The 15,292-nt window shown below is 54.4% G+C and carries 16 protein-coding genes and 1 other annotated feature (1 of these 17 cut by a window edge); of the genes, 1 reads left to right on the top strand and 15 read right to left on the bottom strand.

Going from position 1 to position 15,292, the window contains the following annotated elements:
• Positions 1–125, bottom strand: a binding site (T-box leader); it reaches 126 nt to the left of the window's first position.
• Positions 126–208: 83 nt separating this feature from the next.
• The 4 genes from MKY74_RS15835 to MKY74_RS15820 form a co-directional block, all read right to left on the bottom strand.
• Positions 209–607 carry a PqqD family protein gene (locus MKY74_RS15835; RefSeq protein WP_076167945.1) on the bottom strand — a complete coding sequence of 133 codons (399 nt, stop codon included), beginning with the start codon at positions 605–607 and terminating at the stop codon, positions 209–211.
• 4 nt (positions 608–611) lie between these two features.
• A complete protein-coding gene (locus MKY74_RS15830; protein ID WP_076167948.1) occupies positions 612–2,525 on the bottom strand; it encodes an OPT family oligopeptide transporter in 1,914 nt (637 codons plus the stop codon).
• A gap of 168 nt (positions 2,526–2,693) precedes the next feature.
• Positions 2,694–3,032: a four-helix bundle copper-binding protein gene (locus MKY74_RS15825; protein ID WP_076169531.1), complete on the bottom strand. Its 339-nt coding sequence runs from the start codon at positions 3,030–3,032 to the stop codon at positions 2,694–2,696.
• Between the two features lie 77 nt (positions 3,033–3,109).
• On the bottom strand, positions 3,110–4,195 hold the full coding sequence (locus MKY74_RS15820) for a CobW family GTP-binding protein (protein WP_076167951.1): 1,086 nt from the start codon (positions 4,193–4,195) through the stop codon (positions 3,110–3,112).
• A gap of 207 nt (positions 4,196–4,402) precedes the next feature.
• Here MKY74_RS15820 and MKY74_RS15815 point away from each other — a divergent pair, with 207 nt between their 5' ends.
• Positions 4,403–4,924 carry a MogA/MoaB family molybdenum cofactor biosynthesis protein gene (locus MKY74_RS15815; RefSeq protein WP_076167953.1) on the top strand — a complete coding sequence of 174 codons (522 nt, stop codon included), beginning with the start codon at positions 4,403–4,405 and terminating at the stop codon, positions 4,922–4,924.
• 78 nt (positions 4,925–5,002) lie between these two features.
• Here the strand turns inward: MKY74_RS15815 and MKY74_RS15810 are convergent, their stop codons facing one another.
• From MKY74_RS15810 to MKY74_RS15760, 11 genes are all read right to left on the bottom strand, one after another.
• Complete coding sequence (locus MKY74_RS15810) at positions 5,003–5,512, bottom strand: hypothetical protein (protein ID WP_076167956.1); 510 nt, start codon at positions 5,510–5,512, stop codon at positions 5,003–5,005.
• A 99-nt stretch (positions 5,513–5,611) separates the two neighbouring features.
• A complete protein-coding gene (locus tag MKY74_RS15805) occupies positions 5,612–6,622 on the bottom strand; it encodes an acrylyl-CoA reductase family protein (RefSeq protein ID WP_076167959.1) in 1,011 nt (336 codons plus the stop codon).
• A 387-nt stretch (positions 6,623–7,009) separates the two neighbouring features.
• Positions 7,010–8,461 carry a nicotinate phosphoribosyltransferase gene (locus tag MKY74_RS15800; RefSeq protein ID WP_076167962.1) on the bottom strand — a complete coding sequence of 484 codons (1,452 nt, stop codon included), beginning with the start codon at positions 8,459–8,461 and terminating at the stop codon, positions 7,010–7,012.
• 65 nt (positions 8,462–8,526) lie between these two features.
• Positions 8,527–9,075, bottom strand: coding sequence for a cysteine hydrolase family protein (locus MKY74_RS15795; protein ID WP_076167965.1), 549 nt, complete (start codon positions 9,073–9,075; stop codon positions 8,527–8,529).
• 14 nt (positions 9,076–9,089) lie between these two features.
• The gene (locus MKY74_RS15790; RefSeq protein ID WP_076169533.1) at positions 9,090–9,842 is read right to left on the bottom strand and encodes an NUDIX hydrolase; all 753 of its coding nucleotides are present in this window, start codon (positions 9,840–9,842) and stop codon (positions 9,090–9,092) included.
• Between the two features lie 192 nt (positions 9,843–10,034).
• Positions 10,035–10,436, bottom strand: a complete 402-nt coding sequence (locus MKY74_RS15785; RefSeq protein ID WP_076167968.1) for a PaaI family thioesterase — start codon at positions 10,434–10,436, stop codon at positions 10,035–10,037.
• Positions 10,437–10,752: 316 nt separating this feature from the next.
• A complete protein-coding gene (locus MKY74_RS15780) occupies positions 10,753–11,196 on the bottom strand; it encodes a RicAFT regulatory complex protein RicA family protein (protein WP_076167971.1) in 444 nt (147 codons plus the stop codon).
• A gap of 32 nt (positions 11,197–11,228) precedes the next feature.
• A complete protein-coding gene (miaB, locus tag MKY74_RS15775) occupies positions 11,229–12,791 on the bottom strand; it encodes a tRNA (N6-isopentenyl adenosine(37)-C2)-methylthiotransferase MiaB (protein WP_076167973.1) in 1,563 nt (520 codons plus the stop codon).
• A gap of 231 nt (positions 12,792–13,022) precedes the next feature.
• Positions 13,023–13,595, bottom strand: a complete 573-nt coding sequence (gene pduL / locus MKY74_RS15770; RefSeq protein WP_076167976.1) for a phosphate propanoyltransferase — start codon at positions 13,593–13,595, stop codon at positions 13,023–13,025.
• A 185-nt stretch (positions 13,596–13,780) separates the two neighbouring features.
• Entirely contained in the window at positions 13,781–14,776 is a 996-nt protein-coding gene (locus MKY74_RS15765) for a dipeptidase (protein ID WP_076167979.1), read from the bottom strand.
• A gap of 162 nt (positions 14,777–14,938) precedes the next feature.
• Complete coding sequence (locus MKY74_RS15760) at positions 14,939–15,199, bottom strand: stage V sporulation protein S (RefSeq protein ID WP_006286829.1); 261 nt, start codon at positions 15,197–15,199, stop codon at positions 14,939–14,941.
• Positions 15,200–15,292: the final 93 nt, after the last annotated feature.

Here is a 15,292-nt window from a genome sequence, read left to right as displayed (position 1 = left end):
TGCGGTTATCGTTCAAAAGGCCATCTCCCGGGTGCGCTTCATGAAGGCGCGGCATACCGGCTTCCACCATCCCCGGCTCGCTTGATGCCCTGACGCTTCACTACTCTCCCGTTCCATGACGTTCAATTTTCAATAGTATACACGGCGGACAGCAAAGAATGCAACACCCCAATTTTCTGCCGCAGGATTGCCTGTTCATGCTTACCTCTTATGCATCCTGTGCCCGTTGGCAGGAATCACCCGGACGGCATACGGCCAAATCGTTCATTTCCAGCAGCTCGATAAACTTGGCCAGCCTTGGCAGCAGCGGCTCCGCCTGCTCACCGAACCGGGCATGGAGCTTGCCTGCGATATCCGCCACCGAGTGGGAACCGTCGCAGCAGGCGGCCACTTCACTGCCCAGCGCATCCAGCCGGATTTGGACGATCGCCGGCTGTTTCAGCCATTTGACTGACTGGCGGGCCAGCCACCCCTCCCGCGGCACGAACAACGTCACGATCCCTTCGTTCTTTTCCGCCTTCACCTTCGAATGCAGCACCGGAACTAAGTCCAGCAAGTTGATCGGTATTTCCGCGGCGTCCTTCCGCTTTTTCCGGTAGCCCAGCATGTTGCTACACCTCCCGCTTCGTCACGACGGACTCTTTCTTTTGCCGGAGAGAGATCCATGCCAGCATCACGACGACAAGCAGGAAAACGACCAGCGGAAGCACATTGCTGGAGACCAGGACGTCTTCCGGAATCGGAACGCCGAGCCAGATCAGGATCGCAATGATCACCCCGATCAGCGATTCGCCGGCGATCAGGCCCGAAGCCAGCAGCGTCCCCGTTTCCACCCTGGCTTTGAGCAATCCGGCGTCCTTCCGTGATCGCCATTCCACAAACCAGCGAACGATACCGCCGACCATGATCGGGGTGCTGACATGAATCGGCAGGTAGATGCCGACCGCTACGGTCAGCGAGTTGAGACCCAAGAACTCGAACACAACCGCCGAAGCCGCACCGATAAAGATCAGCTCCCACGGCAAATTGTTCGACATGATCCCCTCCACGATCAGCCGCATCAAAACGGCCTTCGGCGCAGGAAGCTGCTCCGATCCTAGTCCGTAGCTTTCGTTCAGTACGGATAGAATGAAGCCGATCACCAGGCCGGATACGAGTACCCCGATCATCATGGCCACCTGCTGCTTCCAAGGCGTCCCGCCCACCAGGTAACCTGTTTTCAAATCCTGGGAAATGTCCCCGGCCACAGCCAACGCGACGCAGACGATCGCTCCAACCGTCAGTGCGGCGATCATTCCGCCCATGCCTGATAACCCGGTCATTTTAAAAATAAACGTTACGATGAGCAGCGTCGCAATCGTCATGCCGGACACGGGTGAAGAGGAGCTCCCCACCAGGCCAACAATCCGGGAAGCGACCGTTACGAACAAAAAGCCGAAAATGGCGATGGCGATCGCGCCAATGATCCCCACGTCGGTCAGCGGGGCAAACGCGATGATAATGACGAGAAGCGCAATCATGATCGTCACCCAAAAGCCGGGAATATCAAACTGGGTGCGGTCAAGCGTCACCTTCTGCTCGTTTCGTTTGCTCAAGCCGGACAAAGTCGCCGCCAGCGAGCTGAACAGCATGGGCAGAGTCTTGACCAGCGTAATCAATCCCCCTGCCGCCACTGCGCCCGCGCCAATGTAGCGGATGTAGCCTTCCCAGATGCCCCAGGCGTCCAGCTGCGGGATCGGCGCTTCGGCCGGTGACAGCACAGCCTGTGCGCCTCCGCCGAAAAAGCCGATCATCGGAATCATCACGAGCCAGGCCATGATCCCGCCGGCAAGCATCTGCCCCGAAATCGCCGGACCGATAATGTAGCCTACGCCAAGCAGCGCAGGGTATGTATCCATGCCGATGACCGCGTTTTTAAAACGGTGAATGCCTGTCTCGATCTCGGTCTTGAACCACTTGAAGCCATCACCCAGCGCTTTCACCAGGCCGCCGGCGATAAATCCGTATAGCACCATTTTTGCGCTCTTGCCCCCGGTTTCTCCCGATATGAGCACCTCGGCACAGGCGGTGCCTTCCGGGTAAGGCAGCGTCTGATGCTCGTTGACGATCAGCAGCCGGCGCAGCGGAATCATCATCGCGACGCCCAAAAATCCCCCGACGAGCACGATGAAGCTGACGGTTCCGATGCCCGGGACTTGATTCCACATGTAAAGGGCGGGCAGGGTAAAGATCGCCCCGGCTGCCACCGCCTCGCCCGCTGTCGTCATCGTTTGCACGATATTGTTTTCCAGAATCGATTTTCGTTTGAACAATCCTCGCAGGACACCGAGCGATATGACGGCGGCTGGAATGGATGCGCTGACCGTCAGCCCGATTTTAAGTCCCAGGTAGGCGTTGGCAGCCGCAAATACAACCGCCAGGATGATGCCCAGAATGACGGCCAGCACCGTAAGTTCCGGCAGCGTTCTGGATGCAGGTATGTAGGGGATGAAACTTGAAGATTCCTTGGTCTTTTGCTTGTCCATGTTGTTCTCCCTTCTGCCGATACAGGTTGTAGTAACCATCCATATGTTACCCGGATCCATGGAAAAACAATCGCATAGACGGATGTGTAACCCTGAAACGAAAAAATGCCTGACCGCCGGGTCATCCCCCGGCAATCAGGCAGTCGTTCAATGCTGTATAATGATCGGTCAGGCCGCGACGAGCATTTGCCGGCAGGCTTCGGCGCAGCGGCGGCAGGCCTCGGCGCATGCTTGGCAGTGATCGTGCTCGTGCTTGCTGCATTCTTCGGCGCACGCTTCGCAGGCCGTGATGCACAGCTCGCAGATCTGCGTCACAAACGGGCTGTGGCGAAGCATCGATTGCGCCGCCAAATCGCAAATATCCGCGCATTCCCGGTCCAGACGGATGCATTCACGCAGCATGGCGAGCTCATACTCCTTCAGACTGGACACATAACACACATTACAGGCATTCATGCACTGCAAACAGGCTTCGATACAATCCTTGTACTGTTGTTCCTGATTCATCATGATCGATCTACCTCCCGTGATTGATTGCTCTGCACATCTATTAACCGTTTGGGAGGCGTTATAACCAGGAAAATTCAGTCTGTCTCCCGCAGCCCGCTTTGTTCGAGGCTGAGCAGAGCCTGTTCGAGCTCACTCCGCGAAAAGTGCTCGCCGATGAAAACCGCAACATCCGGAACATTTCCCTGCGGGGTGATTTTCATAAAATCGGACTCCCGGAAGGCATATTGGAATAGGAAGCGGCTGGCCGTATCGCTGAAGGTCAGCACACCTTTGGCCCGGTACACGTCCCGCGGAAGATTGGCGATCAACCGTTCAAAGGCCATGCTCTCAACGGGACCTTTAAAATAATGGGTGTAAACCATAACATGATCATGCGATTCATGGGCATGTGATTCATGGTGGTGCGATTTATGGGCATGATGCGGGTGGTGCAAAGGTTGCGATTCACCGTGCGGTTCGGCCTTCTGCTCCCGGCCATTTTGCGGTACAAGCTCTCCCGCAGCCTGCTTGCTCTCATTGTCCGCCGCGCGAGTCCAGTCTGCCTTGACTCCTCCCAGAGCATCAAGCAGCGCCGGGATGTCCACCCGGCACCGGACCGCCTTCCACACCCCAGCGTATCCGTTCCACCGTTCAACAATGCTTTGCAGCAGGCCTTCCTCATCTTCTGTAACCCTGTCCATTTTATTCAGGATCAATGCCGATGCACAGCGGATCTGTTCCTGCATGAGCCGGTAGGTTTTGCCCTTCTGAACGTTGTAAAGCTCCAGCAAGTGAGCGGAGTCCACGACCGTCATGATGCCCCTCAGGTCAATCGGCAAATAGAGAGCTGCTTCGGACACCCCCTCCAAAATTTCCATCGGATTGGCGATGCCCGTCGCTTCGACCACGATGACATCCGGTGCCTCGCGCTGGATCAGACCGGCGATTTCCCCGCTCAAGTCCCCGCGGATCGAGCAGCAGATGCAGCCGCTCAGCATTTCCGTCATCGGGACCTGCTCCTGCACCTGCAGCCCGTCAAGGTTCACGTCACCAACCTCGTTCATGATGACGGCCGGCAGCAATCCCTCGCCCTGCCAATGGTCTATCAGCTGCTGCAGTAATGTCGTTTTTCCACTACCGAGAAATCCGGACAATATGTAAATTGGCGTCGTTTGGCTCATATGATATCTCCTCCGTTATCCTTCCTTGCATGACTAGCACAGTGTACTACAGCACCCAGCACTGCCGCAAGGCACTCCGTTTCCCCCTGCCGCCCCCTGCAGCTTACCACTGCTCAGTCACTGCGTTGTCACCTTCAGCTTGCAAGGCATTCTGGAAAAGACTATCCTAGTGAAATAGCGAGAAAAGATCGTAGGAGTTGATAACGTATGAACATGAAGTCAGTGGACGAGCATCGAAGCCAGGCACCCGAGACCGTGTCCTGCATGGTCGTGACCGTCTCGGATACCCGTACCAAAGAAACCGATACCGGCGGGCAGCTGATGATCTCCCTGCTGGAGAAAGCGGGCTACCGGATTGCCGATTATACCATCGTGGCGGACGATTACGAGGGAATCCGCGAGCTGGTGCACGCAGCGTCAGCGCGTCCGGATGTCGAGGCTCTGCTGCTCACCGGGGGAACCGGCATTTCGCCGAGAGACACGACGTACGAGGCGGTCTCTTCCCTGCTGGACAAGGAAATGCCCGGCTTTGGAGAAATATTCCGGTACCTGAGTTATACGGAGGATATCGGGGCGGCAGCGATTCTGAGCCGGGCCATCGCCGGTACGGTCGGTAAGACCGCCGTCTTTTCCATGCCGGGGTCCAGAGGGGCCGTCAAGCTGGCGTTGGAAAAGATCATCGTGCCGGAGCTCCGGCATGTCATGCGGGAAATTTACAAGAAGGAATAGACTGCGGGTAAACGAAACGCAAACACAAAAATGCCGGACTCATCGCGGATGAGCCGGCATTTCGTTTTTTTTCCTGAATTATTTCATCCGCTCGATCAGGGAATTAAACACCTTTTTCACTTCCGGGTCGTATTTGCCCTTCTCTTTGCCGGAGGACGTGTAAATCAGCGAAGCGGTAGAATAGTTATAGATGACCGTCCGGGACCGCGGCGTATCGATCAATTTTTGGTCACCGTACCAGTTATGAATCCGCTCGATCCGCTCCGCTTCGTTTGAAAAGACATGCAGCGTAATATACTGCAGCGGATTGCCGGCGATCATGTACATATAACTGATATTGCCTCTTCCGTCCTCCGCGTACATCTCATGGGTCAGAGGGACCCCTTCATGCCCGAACTGAATCTGCATCTCCTTCAGAAACTTGCCGTTCAGCCCTTTGCCTTGGGATTGCGCCCGAAGGTTTCCCTCCGAATAAGACTGCATATTATATAGTTTGGTTTCTTTTTTGACGACTTCATGCGAATCGCATCCGGCCATGGCGGCTGTAACCAGCACACCGGCCAGAACTCCCGCTACCCGTTTCTTCATGATGGTTCATCCCTTCCAGATTCCTGTTGCCGATTGTAGCGGCACTAAGCTGATATAGGGTTAGAATGCCATCAAAGCATACGGTTTATGCAGCACGGTTCACTCGGACAAAGATTCCAAGCGGAGCAGCGTCCGCCCCACAGCTTTCCCGCGCAGAATAGCCTCCAGGACGTCCGGAAGGTCGCGCAATCCGCATTCGGTTAATCCCTGGGACAAAGCCGTCTCTGGCTTCCACGCCGATCCGAGCAGCTTCCAGACCCGGCTCCGGGTTTCCATCGGACAGAAGACGGAATCGATCCCGAACAGGTTGATGCCGCGCAGGATAAAAGGATGAACCGTACTGTCGAACGCCGTTCCTCCGGTCAATCCGGAAAGGGCGATGCCGCCGCCGTATTTCACGCTTTTCAGCAGCGTCCCCAGCTGTGGACCCCCGACAGGGTCGACCACGCCGGCCCAGCGGCTCTTGGACAGCACGCCTTGAACCGGGGCGGAAAACTCTTCCCTCCCGACTACGGCGCTCGCTCCGAGCCCGGTGAGCCATTCCTTCTGGGCTTCCAGCTTGCCTGTGCTGGCAGTCACTTGATATCCGAGCCGCGACAATATGCTGACGGCAAAGCTGCCGACACCGCCCGTCGCTCCGGTCACCAGCACCTCCCCGCTGTCCGGCGTGAGGCCGCTCCGGATCAACGCGTCCACCGATAAGGCGGCGGTAAACCCGGCCGTCCCGATTCCCATAACCTCACGCATGCTGAGTCCCTCCGGAAGGTGTACGAGCCAATCACCTTTCAGGCGGGCGTATTCGCTGAATCCTCCAAAGTGGTCGGTCCCTACACCGTTCCCCGTGCACAGCACCTGGTCCCCGGGCCTAAACGCCGGGTGCTCCGAATGCGTGACTTCGCCAGCCAGGTCAATGCCCGGCACCATCGGATACCTGGAGATGACCTTCCCATCAGGCAAGCTTGCCAATCCGTCCTTGTAATTCACCCCCGAATAATGAACGCGGATCGTTACATCCCCCGGCGGCAGCTGACCCTCGGTCAGCGTTTCGATCCCGCTCCGGAATCCGCCATTCTCGTCTTTTCGGACCATAAAAGCCTGAAACTTATCCATTTGCGTCGTCCCTCCTTAAGATTGTCCATATTATACCTCTCAGCAGAGACTCTTTCAAAATATAAGGACGCAACCCGATGCCCTGTCCTCCCAGTATCAAATAGTTCATGGCATGAAATGTTGGGAGCTTGGCATGGTCAAGCCAGTCATCAACCTATCGCGTGATAGACAACTGTCGAATAATCGGGAAGTGCATCGGAGTATGCCTGATTGTGCGCTTTCCCGAGAAATAATGCCCTGCTTCCTACCCTAAATATCCGCACGAGAAGAACCCGTCTCGATACTAATATTGGTTAAGCGGTAAGACTGGCGGTCTCCAGAGACTGATACAATCTAATATATAAAAAAGGGGCGACCCTTGGTCCCCCCTCATCGGCTCGTTCGCAGCTACTCATCCTGCTGCATATATTCGGCCACCATCTTTTGCTTCAAGTCCCATACTTTCTCGCTAATGTTGATGCGGTAAATTTCCGGGTTCAGCTTGCGTAAATATTCCGGCCAAAATAAATCCATCTGCTCCCGGTGGTATTCCCGGATTTCATCCAGCGACGGCAGTTTGTACACCAGCAGGCCGTTCTCGAACACCGGTGTGAGCATTTCGATGGCATCGTAGTTTTTTACGTATTTCTGCAAGTACGGGTGCTGCGGATTAAACAGCTTCAGACGGAGGCCGTCATGCGGCTTCTCCTCGCCAGGGAAGGCGATGTAATCCGCCGTTGCTTTCCCGCTGACCCGGTCCACGATCCGGTAGACGTCCTTTTTGCCCGGCGTCGATACTTTTTCGGGATTGCCCGATATTTTGATCGTCGGAACCATCTCGCCTTTAATCTCGCGTTCCACCAGCTTATAAACACCGCCCAATGCCGGTTGGTCGGCTGCAGTGATCAGCTGGGTGCCTACGCCCCACGTATCGATCCGCGCCCCCTGCGCCTTCAGGTTAAAAATGGTGTTCTCGTCAAGGTCATTGGAGGCCACGATCTTCACATAGTTCAATCCAGCCTGATCGAGCATCTCGCGCGCTTTGATCGACAGGTACGCCAAGTCACCGCTGTCCAGGCGGATGGCGTTCATCTTCTTGCCCATTGCCTCCAGCTTCTTGGCTGTTTCGATCGCATGCGGCACACCGCTCTTGAGCGTGTCGTACGTGTCCACGAGGAGCGTCACTTGATCCGGCATAACCTTGGCATAGACGTCGAACGCCGCCTGTTCGCTTTCGAAGGTCTGCACCCACGAATGGGCATGCGTACCTTTTGTCGGGATGCCGAATTTCTCTCCAGCGAGCATATTGGAGGTTGCGTGAAAACCGGCCACATAAGCGGCCCGTGCCCCCCATACCGCCGCATCGGCTTCCTGCGCACGGCGCGTGCCGAATTCGAGCAAAATATCGTCGCCGGCGACCTGCTTGATCCGTGACGCCTTCGTGGCAATCAGTGTCTGGAAGTTCATGAAATTGAGCAGCGCCGTTTCCACCAGCTGGGCTTCCATAATGGTGCCTTCCACGCGGACCAACGGTTCGTTCGGAAAGACGAGCGCGCCTTCCTTCATCGAGTGCAGTGTGCCGCAAAACCGGAACTGCTTTAATTCCTCCAAAAACGCCGAATCGTAATTCTCTTCCTGCTCGGATAAATATTTAATATCCTCATCGGTAAACCGGAGATTGGCTATGTAATGCACGATACGCTCCAGGCCGGCGAAAACCGCATACCCGTTTCCGAAGGGAAGCTTGCGGAAGTACGCCTCGAACACCGCTTTTTGCCGGTGCGAGCCATTCACCCAATGCGCGTACATCATGTTGATTTGGTATTTATCCGTGTGTAAGGCCAGACCCATCGTCTGCATCCCGAGTTCCTCCTTGCTGATACGCCTGTCATATCAGGCAGGCCCGGTGTCCCGGGCCATCGTCTTTACTGCTCTGCTCCTTTGACAACCTGCGCACCCAAACTGTTTTTAAAATGCTGCAATGCCCACGTATGCCCATCCGGGTTGAAGCTGGCTACAGCGTCTTCGTACACCGTAATGCCGAAGCCCTTATTGTACGCCTCTACAGCGGTGTGCAGCACGCAAATATCGGTACATACCCCGATCAGATGCACTTCGGTGATGCCGCGCTCCCTCAATTTGAGTTCGAGATCCGTTCCGCAAAAAGCGCTGTACCGCGTTTTGTCCATCCAGTAAATCACATCGCGATGGTCGTTGTATACCTTCTCCAGCGGACCGTACAGTTCTCTTCCCCGCGTGCCGCGAAGGTTGTGGGGAGGAAACAGCTTCGTCTCCGGATGATGAGGATCGTCCTTCTCATGCAGATCCACAGCCATGACGACCCAGTCGCCGCGATCGATGAAGTCTTTAGTGATGGCGGCTACCGCCGGTGCGATATCCACCGCAGGCTGGCCTACAGGCAGGCTTCCGTCGACAAAATCATTCGTAAAATCGATAACGATCAGTGCTTTCATCTACCTTCACTCCCTTAGGTATAAATGGACAGCAGCGGTACGTAATCGGTGAACCGGTACAGTTGTGCCGGTCGCTGGGAATACTGGTTGGAGCTTAGCGGCTTTCCGTTCTCGTCGCGTACTTCTTCGAGGATCCCCTGCCGGCTGCGCGTAGACGTAATTTTACGGATAAAATTCGGCTCGCTGAATTCCGGAACGACGGTCTGGATGACCTGGTACAGCTCGCTTAACGTAAACTGCTCGGGCAAAAATTGGCGCGCAATCGTGGAATGCAGCATCTGCTGCTGAATCCGGTGGTACGCATCCTGGATGATTTCCCGGTGGTCAAAGGCCAGCTCCAGCTCGTTCAGCACCTCATCGATGCCGAACAGGCCAACCTCGCCGGCATCGTCCGCCGCCTGTCTGCTCTCCAGCATCCATTCTTCCACCAGGGCGAAGAAAGCGTTGCTGATAATCCAGCCGCGCGGGTCTCTTCCCGGCTTGCTGTATACGCCTAAATACTCGAGGTGTCCGCCGTCGACGCCGGTTTCTTCCTTGAGCTCACGCTTCGCCGCGTCGTAAATCGATTCGCTTTCCTGGCAGAATCCTCCGGGCAGCGCCCACATCCCCGCGAACGGCCACGACTTCCGGCGGATTAACATGACCTTGAGCTCCCGGATCGGCAGCGTTTTGGTCACGGTCTTGCGCTCGCGCTTGGTCAGCGTAAACATCACGATGTCCGCGGGTACACCGTCAGGCGTGCGGTACTTCTTCGGGGAGTACCCCATCTCCTCGGCGGTCTTCTCTTTCGGTCTGCCGCTTGCTTTCTCATTATCTGTCATCTTATCACCACATAACATCTTTTTGATACTTTCATTATGAACTATTGATAAAAAAAGTCAAGTCATTCTGTCTATGTTGTGTAAGCCGCGTTCTGTTTGTTTGGTCCTGCACAAGAAAGCAAGGATCCCCCTTAATCGCTACTTGCGGTTTACTACCCGAAACGTAGCCGTCGCCATACAAGCCAAAGTGCCTTCACTGTCGTTAATTTTTGCTTCGGTGACGAGAGACCGGCCCGCTTCGTGCAGCACCTTGGCCGTGACCGTCAGCCTTCCGGGAACCATCGCATTCATAAAGTGTACGTTAATGTCGGTGGTAACGCAGCTGTCGATATTTTTAGCCGCCGTCGCTACCATCCCCATCGCCTGGTCCATCAAGGATGTCAGCACGCCCCCATGGATGATGCCCATGGAATTGGTGTGGTGCTGCTTGGCATCGAGCGCAATGACCACTTCTTCCTTACTTGCGGATACCAGCTCGCAGCCGAGATACGCCCAGAAGGAATCCTGTCCCCGGGCCACCATTTGTTCCAATGCGTTCATTGTCGTCTCCCCCATGCTGTCATTTTCGCCTACTTCCCCCAGCATCCTTTGCCGGAGGAGCCTTCGTTTCTCTATGTTGTCAGCGATAACTGTTTACGTTCATGTTTAACCAAATTCGTCTGCTCTATCCCACAAGTCGGCTGGATTGCCTACCGCCTGGCTTGATTCCCCCTCGTTTGCCGATGACGAAAAATAACCCCACAGCGGCGTGGGGCCTTCGCTCCGATGTTATTCTGGTACTCAGCGAAACCACGAAAGCCATGCGATCTGCATTTGAAAAAAAGGCGCGGACGTCTCGTCCGCAGCCTTGTAAAGGTTAGCCGCAGCTGGAAGGAGGCGCTTCCGTTCCCGCTTCCACGTTGACCTTTTCCGATACCGTATCATGGATGACGGAAATGACCAGCTGCAGCAAATAGTTAATATCGCTTTGGCTTTGCTGAAATTCGTTCACGAGAGGAATCGCATCGATCTCATCCTGCAGCGCTTCGATTTCTTTCTCGATTTTAGCAACCATTTCCTGATTTTGGAAGGATTCGAAGGCCACGATCTCTTTCTGCTTCTTCTTGATGGTGGCAATGAGGCTTTGTACGCGCTCATGATTGCGGATTTTCTCCTCCGCCTTCTGGAATTGCTGCACTTCTTCACTTCCGGAAATCAGTTCGGCCAGTTCCTTGGCCTTGGACATAATATCGTCGCGGATCACAAGATCCTTCGTATCATAGGACATCATGCCGTATTTATTGATATGACCCTTCTCCATCTCGGTTCAATACCCCTATTCTGTTATGGAATTTACTGAGTTATCGCTGCTTCGGCCTGCGGCACATCCACGACTTCGCCTTTGATGTACCAAGTCATCGCATCCGTAATTTTGACGTTTACGAAGCTGCCGATCAATTCCTTGCTGCCTTCAAAATGGACAAGCTTGCTGGTGCGCGTTCTTCCTGCCAGGATGGAGGCGTTGTTTTTGCTCTCGCCTTCCACCAGCACCTCGACGATCTGCCCGCGAAGATTTTCGTGGCTCTTGCGGCTGTACTCCTCAATCGTCCGGTTCAGGCGCTGCAGCCGCTCGCTCTTCACTTCCATGGACACATTGTCTTCCATGACGGCCGCTGGCGTACCTTCCCGAGGGGAATAAATAAAGGTGTACGCCGAGTCAAAGCCGACTTCGCGCACCAGGCTCAGCGTATCCTCAAACTGCTCTTCGGTTTCGCCCGGGAAGCCGACGATGATGTCGGTCGTCAGCACCAATCCTGGCACGGTTTCCTTCAGCTTGCGAACCAGCTCCAGGTAAATTTCGCGGGTGTACTTCCGGCCCATGATTTTGAGAATTTCGTTGTTGCCCGACTGCACCGGCAAATGGATATGCTCAACGAGGTTGCCCCCTTTGCCGAGGACCTCCACCAGATGATCGTCGAAGTCGCGCGGATGTGACGTTGTAAATCGGACGCGCGGGATATCGATTTTGCGGATATCGTCCATCAGGTCGGCAAACGTGTACCGGATATCGTCAAAATCCTTTCCGTAAGCGTTCACGTTCTGGCCGAGAAGGGTAACCTCCTTGAAGCCCTGGCGCGCCAAATCACGAACCTCGGCGATCACGTCTTCCGGCCGGCGGGAGCGCTCTTTCCCCCGGGTAAACGGAACGATGCAGTATGTACAGAACTTGTCGCAGCCGTACATAATGTTGACCCACGCCCGCAGTCCTTCACGCTTCTTCGGCAGGTTCTCAATGATGTCGCCTTCCTTGGACCACACTTCCACGACCATCTCTTTGCTGAACAGCGCTTCCTTGATGAGCATCGGCAGCCGGTGAATATTGTGCGTACCAAAGATCATGTCCACGAAGCCATGCTTCTGCATAATCCGGTTGACGACGCCTTCTTCCTGAGACATACAGCCGCAAACGCCAAGCAGCATATCGGGCTTCTCCGTCTTCAGGTGCTTGAGATGGCCGAGCTCGCCGAACACTTTGTCTTCTGCATTCTCACGGATGGCGCATGTGTTCAGCAGAATGATGTCAGCTTCCTTGCGGTCTTCGGTAGCGGTGTAGCCCATCATCTCCAGCATGCCCTTGATCGTCTCGGAGTCATGCTCGTTCATCTGGCAGCCGAACGTGTATACGATATAATGCTTGCCTGCTCCAATCCCTTGAAGCTCTTCCGGCACCGCGTTCTCATACAGCACTTGAACATCTTCCTTGCGCCGTTTCTTGCTTTGTCTATGGTTAGGCTCCGAAATAATATGAATCTCACGGCCCTTGATCCGGATCTTCTTTCCGAATTCGTCCTCTGACAGAACTTTGGCATCGGAGAAATCAAAATATTTGGAGTAATCCTTCGTTTCCTTTGCCATGCTGTTGACCACTCCTTTAATCCAGGGAACCCCTGTTAAACGACATTCTAATAAATTATAGCATGAACCTAATGGCATATCTACTGATTGCCGGGACTTCCATCTTTGTATAAGCATAGCCGAATCGTTGCATCGAAAGACATCTTTCGTGCATCACGCCACTGATTGAACAACAAAAAAACGGAGGATCGCTCCCCCGTTCTACAGGCCTGCCGGCCTGGTCAGTCGTTGTTAGTCAATGATTTCAGCCGTATCTCCGGTTTTGGCGCCGGCTGCGTTGGCCTCGTCCGTGTCGATATGCATGTCGAGCGCAAACGAATCGGATACGCGCGCAATGACGTTTTCAAACACCAGGCCGCGCTCGCCGCCGATGCGCACTTTCAGATGCTGCTTGTCGGCAATGCCCCAGCCTTCCGCGTCGCTCGTGTGAAAATGGATATGACGAGCAGCAACGATCACGCCCTTCTCCAGTTCGATCTCACCTTGCGGACCTTTTACCTTGATGCCTGGGGTTCCTTCAATATTTCCGGACTCACGGACCGGAGCTTTTACGCCGATGGCGAAAGAATCCGTACGGGAAATTTCCAGCTGGCTTGCCGAACGGGCAGGCCCTAAAATTCTAACCTTATCAAATTGACCCTTCGGACCGATAACGGCCACCGTTTCATTGGCGGCGAATTGTCCGGGTTGGGATAGCGGTTTAAATTCGGTCAGCTGATAGCCTTGACCAAACAAAGCTTCAATATGTTCTTGGGTAAGATGGATATGTCGTGCGGACACGCCTACAGGTACAGTTTTACTCACGTGGATCACTCCTTAAATTTTCTCTATGTTCTGTACAGGCCAGACTCATTATACATCCTTTTACCCAAAAAAGAAAAAGACGTCACCGCTTTCATTCCAACTTTCATGCATTTCCTGCCATTCTGCTACAAGATTGTCAAAATGTCTGCTCCGTATTGCCAAAACATGGTTTAATTCCACTCGAATCAAACCGGTTTAGCCGGAAGATGCCTGCTCAGAAAAGAGAGCGCATTGCCCGACATCCATCCTTTGACCAGATCCTCCGGATAGCGGGTAAGCAGCAGATCGATAAACGCCGGATAGCGTCCGGGATGCTCCAGATCCTGAATCCATGTTTCGATCCCGTCAAAATCGGAGCCGAACATGAGCATGTTCCCCGCTCCCTGCTCGCACATCCGCTCAATATGGGGAAGAACATCTGCAGGAACGACCGGCCCTGGACCTTCTTTTACAAAATACGGCACAAACGTAATTCCGATGCGCCCGTCCATCGCTGCGATTGCCCGGATCTGCTCATCGTTCAAATTACGGGGATGCGGGCACACCGCCTTTGCATTGGAGTGGGAAGCGATAAACGGCCGTTTCGATCGTTCGGCCAGCTCCCAAAACCCGGCCTCCGATAAATGGGATACGTCCAGCAGCAAACCGGTTTCGTTGCACAGCTCAATGAGCTGTTTCCCTTTTTCGGTAAAGCCTCCCTTGCGCTTCTCCATCACGCCGTCGGCAGCCCAGTTCGCATGATTCCACGTAATCCCAAGGAACCGCACGCCCAGATCATAGCACACTTTGACATAAAACAAGTTTCCCTCGAATCCGTCGGCGCCCTCCACGGACAGAAGCCCCCACGGCTGAAGGGCGTGGCTTTGAGGCGGGTGCTGCTCCGCCGCCTTTACGGCATGCTCCAGCGAGGCTGCGTCTTCTCTCCATTTCATCCACCGGACGCCTTCCTGCACGGGAACGACGCGGGAGGTAAACACGTCGATCTGATCCAATATATGCTCAAAGCGGGGAATCCCCCGTTCCTCAGACAAAAAGATGGCGAAGGTTTGCAGCGCCACTCCTCCTTCCAGCAGACGCTTGTAGGTCACATCCAGCATCGGATCGTCCACAAAGGAGATGCTTTTATCCTTCACCATTTTACTTAATACATCACAATGATAATCCACCACCGGAATTGTCATGCTTATGCCTCTCCTTTCCGCGGTACGCAAGCAAAAAAACCTGTCTATCCCATATAAACTGAATCAAAGTCCGGGTACTCACCGAGCACCTCTAATCCGGCTTCATTCAGCTTATATCAATAAACAGGTTTCATCAAATGATGGCATATCCTGCCATTTCCCTTATCTGGGCTCTACGATCAGCTTGATCGCCGTTCGGTCTTCCCCGTCAATAACGATATCCGTAAAGGCTGGAATACAAATCAAGTCTACTCCGCTGGGTGCTACAAATCCCCGGGCAATGGCTACCGCTTTAATCGCTTGATTGAGTGCGCCTGCTCCGATGGCTTGCAGTTCAGCCGCCCCGCGTTCACGAAGCACGCCTGCCAGAGCACCGGCAACAGAATTTGGATTGGACTTTGCTGAAACTTTTAATACTTCCATGGTAAGTACCTCCCCTGGGAATGATGATAAGCTTCCACATACTAGATGTTATTCGGGAGTCCGGAAATAATTCCTTCTTTCTGACAATTTTTC

This window comes from Paenibacillus sp. FSL R5-0378 (genome assembly GCF_038009285.1).
In the GTDB taxonomy this organism is placed as follows: domain Bacteria; phylum Bacillota; class Bacilli; order Paenibacillales; family Paenibacillaceae; genus Paenibacillus_AQ; species Paenibacillus_AQ favisporus.
Note: the sequence above shows the minus strand (reverse complement) of the source record. Positions and strands in the feature narration are given on the sequence as shown.

Coding starts and splice junctions, on each gene's coding strand:
- MKY74_RS15835 (WP_076167945.1), bottom strand. CDS start 607: ATGCTGGGCTACCGGAAAAAGCGGAAGGACGCCGCGGAAATACCGATC.
- MKY74_RS15830 (WP_076167948.1), bottom strand. CDS start 2,525: ATGGACAAGCAAAAGACCAAGGAATCTTCAAGTTTCATCCCCTACATA.
- MKY74_RS15825 (WP_076169531.1), bottom strand. CDS start 3,032: ATGAATCAGGAACAACAGTACAAGGATTGTATCGAAGCCTGTTTGCAG.
- MKY74_RS15820 (WP_076167951.1), bottom strand. CDS start 4,195: ATGAGCCAAACGACGCCAATTTACATATTGTCCGGATTTCTCGGTAGT.
- MKY74_RS15815 (WP_076167953.1), top strand. CDS start 4,403: ATGAACATGAAGTCAGTGGACGAGCATCGAAGCCAGGCACCCGAGACC.
- MKY74_RS15810 (WP_076167956.1), bottom strand. CDS start 5,512: ATGAAGAAACGGGTAGCGGGAGTTCTGGCCGGTGTGCTGGTTACAGCC.
- MKY74_RS15805 (WP_076167959.1), bottom strand. CDS start 6,622: ATGGATAAGTTTCAGGCTTTTATGGTCCGAAAAGACGAGAATGGCGGA.
- MKY74_RS15800 (WP_076167962.1), bottom strand. CDS start 8,461: ATGCAGACGATGGGTCTGGCCTTACACACGGATAAATACCAAATCAAC.
- MKY74_RS15795 (WP_076167965.1), bottom strand. CDS start 9,075: ATGAAAGCACTGATCGTTATCGATTTTACGAATGATTTTGTCGACGGA.
- MKY74_RS15790 (WP_076169533.1), bottom strand. CDS start 9,842: ATGGGGTACTCCCCGAAGAAGTACCGCACGCCTGACGGTGTACCCGCG.
- MKY74_RS15785 (WP_076167968.1), bottom strand. CDS start 10,436: ATGAACGCATTGGAACAAATGGTGGCCCGGGGACAGGATTCCTTCTGG.
- MKY74_RS15780 (WP_076167971.1), bottom strand. CDS start 11,196: ATGGAGAAGGGTCATATCAATAAATACGGCATGATGTCCTATGATACG.
- miaB (WP_076167973.1), bottom strand. CDS start 12,791: ATGGCAAAGGAAACGAAGGATTACTCCAAATATTTTGATTTCTCCGAT.
- MKY74_RS15765 (WP_076167979.1), bottom strand. CDS start 14,776: ATGACAATTCCGGTGGTGGATTATCATTGTGATGTATTAAGTAAAATG.
- MKY74_RS15760 (WP_006286829.1), bottom strand. CDS start 15,199: ATGGAAGTATTAAAAGTTTCAGCAAAGTCCAATCCAAATTCTGTTGCC.